This window comes from Verrucomicrobiota bacterium (assembly GCA_019247695.1).
In the GTDB taxonomy this organism is placed as follows: Bacteria; Verrucomicrobiota; Verrucomicrobiia; order Chthoniobacterales; family JAFAMB01; genus JAFBAP01.
Map to the genome: position 1 here is coordinate 1 of JAFBAP010000091.1, position 5,055 is coordinate 5,055.

The 5,055-nt window shown below is 61.9% G+C and carries 4 protein-coding genes and 1 rRNA gene; 4 read left to right on the forward strand and 1 reads right to left on the reverse strand.

What is annotated here, in order from left to right; all coding sequences use genetic code 11:
* Positions 1-151, forward strand: a 151-nt coding sequence (locus JO015_10390; GenBank protein MBV9999508.1) for a hypothetical protein, incomplete at its 5' end; no start/stop codon positions are given.
* 180 nt (positions 152-331) lie between these two features.
* Here the strand turns inward: JO015_10390 and JO015_10395 are convergent.
* Positions 332-1,492 carry a GntR family transcriptional regulator gene (locus JO015_10395; protein ID MBV9999509.1) on the reverse strand — a complete coding sequence of 387 codons (1,161 nt, stop codon included), beginning with the start codon at positions 1,490-1,492 and terminating at the stop codon, positions 332-334.
* 225 nt (positions 1,493-1,717) lie between these two features.
* On the opposite strand from JO015_10395, the gene JO015_10400 reads away from it, so the two are divergent.
* The 3 genes from JO015_10400 to JO015_10410 all read left to right on the forward strand — a co-directional run.
* The gene (locus JO015_10400; GenBank protein MBV9999510.1) at positions 1,718-2,545 is read left to right on the forward strand and encodes an AraC family transcriptional regulator; all 828 of its coding nucleotides are present in this window, start codon (positions 1,718-1,720) and stop codon (positions 2,543-2,545) included.
* A 300-nt stretch (positions 2,546-2,845) separates the two neighbouring features.
* Complete coding sequence (locus JO015_10405; protein MBV9999511.1) at positions 2,846-4,252, forward strand: cation diffusion facilitator family transporter; 1,407 nt, start codon at positions 2,846-2,848, stop codon at positions 4,250-4,252.
* Positions 4,253-4,917: 665 nt separating this feature from the next.
* Positions 4,918-5,055 (forward strand): 16S ribosomal RNA (locus JO015_10410); the annotation flags it as partial.

A 5,055-nucleotide genomic window follows, 5' to 3' on the forward strand; every position in this document is an offset into this window, starting at 1 on the left:
GGTGGCCCAGAGCGGCTGGTTTGCGGCGCGGCCCTCGGGCACCGAGAACATCTACAAGCTCTACGCCGAGAGCCTGCGGGGGCCGGAGCACCTGGCGGCCATCGTCGAACAGGCGCAGGAAATCGTCAGCCGTTCCCTCGCCGGTAAGTGAGCGGGCTGCCGGGGTCCCGCTCCGGCACAATCTTATCCACCGCCAAGCGCCGGCAGACAATTCAGGGGAGGGTCGCTCAGGCTGCCTTCCCCTGGCCGCAGGAGGAGCGAACCGGGAGGCATTGCGCGTCACCGGCAAACAACCGGATATATCAGCTTTGGGCTGCGCCGGCCTCCTGCGTCACGGTTCCCTGGTATTCCCGTTGACCGTTCGCGGCCGCCCCCCGTTTGATGGACCTGAACCCGGTGTACCGCACGATTCGCGCATCACCAGCCGGCAATCCAGCAGGATGTCGCGCGGAGGCAGGTCGGGCACCGTGATCCGTTCCAGCATCGCCGCCGCCGCAGCGATCCCAAGGTCGCGGCACGGCTGATGAACGGTTGTGAGGGGAACGGGCAACAAGCTCGCGTACTGGACGTCATCGATCCCCACGATGCGTACGTCCCGGGGTATCCGGTAATCCAGCTCCAGGAGGCTGCGCATCACGTGGCCGGCGGTCCGGTCATTCGCGCAGACGAGGGCCTCCGGTTTAAACCGTTGCATCAGTTGGGCAATCTCGCGTACGTCGTTGCTGCGGAGTTGTTGGACCAGATCCGGTTCGAACGCCACGCCGGCGCGGAGCAGCGCTTCCTGGTATCCCGCCACCCGCGCTTCAATGGTCGGTGCAGAGTTCGCATAGGCCAGAAAGACAATGCGGCGACAGCCAAGTTGGACCAGGTGTTCGGTGCCCAGATACCCGGCCCGCCGATGATCGATCGAAACCAGGTCGTGCGGACTGCGTCTGGGGTAAGGCAGCAGACCACGATCCAGCAGAATGATCGGGATACGGGCTGCTTCAAGCACGGCGACGACCGCCTGATTGACCTGGTCGTTCTGCGGCGTCCACTCGAGTGGGGAGAAAAACACACCCGCCACCTTCTGGGCAAGGTATTGGCGGCAAAGGGCCAGGCTTTGCGCCTCTTTCGCTTCTGCCGCCGGGGCCGGCGTCATGTTGCCCCACAATAAGGCATGTTTCTGGCCTTGAAGCACTTCCGCAATGCTCTGGCAGATCGGCCCGAAAATCTCGGTTTCGCCCAGGTTCGGAATCAACAGCCCGAACAGCAGCCCGGTTCGTCCCGGAACGCCCGCCGTAACGTAAGTGCCGGAGCCGGCCCGGCGCTGCACCAACCCCCGCTGCTGCAGTTCGCGCAGCGCACGGACCACAGTGATCCTGGAGGTGCCGAATTCTTCCAGAAGTGCCGCTTCACTCGGGAGCTTTTGACCGGGTGAGTACCGGCCGGAGAGGATGCCCTCTTCAAGCTCAGCAAATACCTGCTGGTATTTCGGTTGACGCTTATGCATGCCGACAAATGATATATCAGGCTGTCGCAGGATTCAATCCGCAAACCGGCGTGCGAACTTTCACCCCATGAACACGCGGACCGGCATAGCCGAATCTCTCTACCCGGAACGCACGCAGGGCCGAAACCTTTAAGATCTTTTTATTTGACATACATCTTAGTATATCTAATTTAGGGAAAGTAAGCATACAGATAGTATGCTATATACTCAAAACCGGATATGATAATGACCGCCGCATTGAACCCGCTGCGCGTGTCGAGCCAGACGGCTGCGCCCGACACCGCTCTCGAATGGCATTCCCATCCGCACGACGAATTTTGGCTGGTTCTGGATGGCACGCCCCTCGTCGGCCATTCGGGCAGCAAAGCTTGTCCGGCGCCCGGTACGCTCTTCCTGTTCACTGAAGGGGAAGCGCACGGCTTCTGGAACCTGGGTAACGTCCCGGTTCGCCTTTGGGCGTTGGAGTTTCGCACCAGTTCCAGCATCAGAAACGAATTTGGTACGCTGTTTGAACGCCCGCCCCACGCCCGGGTTCTCGGCCTTTCCGCCCTCCAGCGCCAGCGGTTCTGTAATACCTGCCAGAAGATCGCGTTTGAGAGAGTCGCGGCCGGTTTCCTCAACGCAACCGCCGCATCGGTGTTGCTGGCCCTTCAGCTGATCGAGGTGTCACGCTGGCTCTGCATGCACCCGCCAACCAATGACGTTAACGGGATGGAAAAACTGGATCCGCAGTGTTTCGAGCTGTGGCAGAAAATTCACCGGCACGCCTTCCAGCCAGCCTCACCGGGACCGATGCTGCTCAGCCTGGATCCCGCCCACGATTCACTCCGGCATCGATTTCGTAGATTGTTCGGCATTTCCCCGCAAGGCATGCTGGTTCGCCTGCGGATGGACCGGGCCAAGGAATTGTTGCTTACCGGGGAGCATTCGATCAAAGAGATCGCCCACGAACTCGGTTACCTGCGCCAGCACGACTTTACCCGGGCGTTTCACAAGTGCACCGGCATGAGCCCCACCCACTGGCGGGCCCGCACCCATGAGCTTGATTTCTGAAATGCCGGGGTCACGGCCCTTTCCGGACGCGCTGGACACCCGCCTTGTCTAAGGCAGGGGGGGCCTCTCATGAGCCGGCGCCTCGAGCGTTGAAGCCGTGCACCGGCTGACGACCGCAAACCACGGGGAGCCGGTGCTTCGTAACCGCCTTGCCTCGCGAACTAAAGGAGACGATAAACGGTCGCGGCAACCCATTGTGCATGGTAACATCTGCGAGAAGCACTTTTTTCGACCGGACCTCAAGGATCGCGGCACGGGCGTGTTAAGGAGGCAGCGGACGTGACGGCAGAAGGCGCAGACATGAAGCCGCAAGCGGCCGACCCGAAATGGGCCATCGCCACCCTATCCGTCCTGTCCAGCGGGGTGCTGGCCTTATTGAAATTCCTGGTCGGACTTTTTACCGGAAGCCTTGGCCTTCTGGCTGAGGCGGCCCACTCGCTTTTGGACGTTGTCTCGAGCCTGATCACTTTGTTGGTTGTGCGGGTTGCCGCGGTGCCGCCCGACCAAAACCACCCTTACGGTCATGAGCGGGCCGAGAACCTGGGGGCGCTGGCGGGCATGATCATGCTGGCGGCGACGGCTTTTCTGATCATTTACCATGCAATCCGAAAAATCGCGGTACATCCCGATCCCCCCAGAATTACCTTTTGGTCCTTTGCAGTTCTGCTGGCGTCGATGGTCGTCGACTTTTTGAGGGCGCGCTCGTTGCGCAAGGCTGCCCGGGAGCATGGCAGCAGCGCCCTGGCCTCCGATGCCGAGCACTTTGCCAATGATATGGCCGGTGCCGCGGCCGTTCTGCTGGGGCTCGCCGTGGTGGCGCTGGCCAGGGCCGTGCCGGTACCAGGTTGGCTGGTGGGCCGGGCCGATGCGATTGCCGGGTTAGTTGTGGCGGCAATCGCGCTGCACTCGGTCTGGCGGCTCGGATCCGAGGCCGTGCGGGCGCTCATGGATGACGTCTCCCCCCGCCTCACGGTACGGTTGAAGGACCGGGTGGAGGGTGTGGAAGGCGTCGTTAAAGGCAGCACACAGGTTCGCGCCCGTTTTGTCGGCAGCCGGCCTTACGTGGAGGTAAGCTTGGGTACCCCGCGCGGCGGATCGCTGGAATCCGCACACGAGATCAGTGAGCAGGTCGAACGGGCAATTTCCGCTGAGTTGGCAGGCGCACACACGACGGTACATGTGGAGCCGGTCGCCGCAGCCGGCGAGGGACCCGCGACCGGCGTGCGAGCCGCTGCCGACCGCCTTGGCCTGCACGTTCATAATATTCACGTGTACGCGCTGGCAGCCGGGGTCAAAGTGGAACTCGACCTTGAAGTGAGCGAAGAACTTTCCGTCGAAGCAGCTCACCAGCATTCGGAGGCCCTCGAGAGTGCCGTCCGGAGCGAGTTGCCCGGTCCATTGCAGCTCAGCATTCACCTGGAGCCCCGGGACGAACGGCCGAAACCTGCCGTGCGCCAAGCCTCCGTCAGGGCGCGGGTGGAAGCCGCCCTTCGGGAGATTCCCGGGACGCAGGACATCGTGGTGGGGGACGTTCTGACCACGGATGACGGTTGCGTCGTAACGCTCAAGCAGAGCTTCCCGCCCTCCACCGAACTAAAAGTGGCCCACGAGGTTATGGCTGGCCTGGAGGGCGCACTGCGCGCAGCCGTTCCCGAAGTGGTCCGGGTTCACGTCGACCCGGAAATCTGCTTGAGCCCGGGTCAATGACCGCGCGACCGCCCCTCGCCGGTTTGGATTGCCGGCCTGGTACGGTCCTCCGGCTGGACAAAACCGCTCATCGGCACGAAAAAAGGGGGGTTGACGCCGGGCCTGACGCGGGCATAGTGACCGCCCGGCCCGGGAACCCGGGCGGGCGAAAGCCCGCCGGGTGGCGAAACTAAAAAAACTTAACAGTTTTTTAGTTGCGAAGACGGGAGAGGGGGTTAAGTTGATTTCCTTTTTGGGCGCTGAAAGGCGACTTAAAGGGCGGCCTTGTAAAAGGCCGGCGGGACTTCAAATTGGCTCAATTTTGTCCCGGCTTCTTCCTGCTTCGGCGGCGCAAGCCGCGGGCCAGGAGCGAGGCCGGCCGATCAAGTTGGGCTTTTTTAGTGGCCCGGGCCCGGCCGCCACCGTACGGCGGGCCAAGTTTTTTGACAGCGTGGTCCTGGGCGTTTGAATGCCCGGGATGGTGGATGTTGCGAAACAGCAAGCAAACAGACGCAAGCATAAGCAACCCGAAAAAGACCCGCGAAAACTGCGCGGCGCGTTGCGCGCGAACGCAGCTTAAGCGGCAGGGTGGCTCAACCCAAGGGCGAATCGTTGATTTCGAGTGCTAAGAGTTTTTTTCTTGTGAGCCGGGCCTGAAAAGGCCTGCAACACAAGGTAGAGCAGATTAAACGGAGAGTTTGATTCTGGCTCAGAACGAACGCTGGCGGCGTGGATAAGACATGCAAGTCGGACGGGGCCGGCCTGGGCGCAAGCCCGGGGCGGCTCGAGTGGCGAACGGGTGCGTAACACGTGACTTTCAACCT

What these genes read in the sequence shown, in the direction of transcription:
- JO015_10395 (MBV9999509.1), bottom strand. Translation starts at nt 1,492, where the DNA reads ATGCATAAGCGTCAACCGAAATACCAGCAGGTATTTGCTGAGCTTGAA.
- JO015_10400 (MBV9999510.1), top strand. Translation starts at nt 1,718, where the DNA reads ATGACCGCCGCATTGAACCCGCTGCGCGTGTCGAGCCAGACGGCTGCG.
- JO015_10405 (MBV9999511.1), top strand. Translation starts at nt 2,846, where the DNA reads ATGAAGCCGCAAGCGGCCGACCCGAAATGGGCCATCGCCACCCTATCC.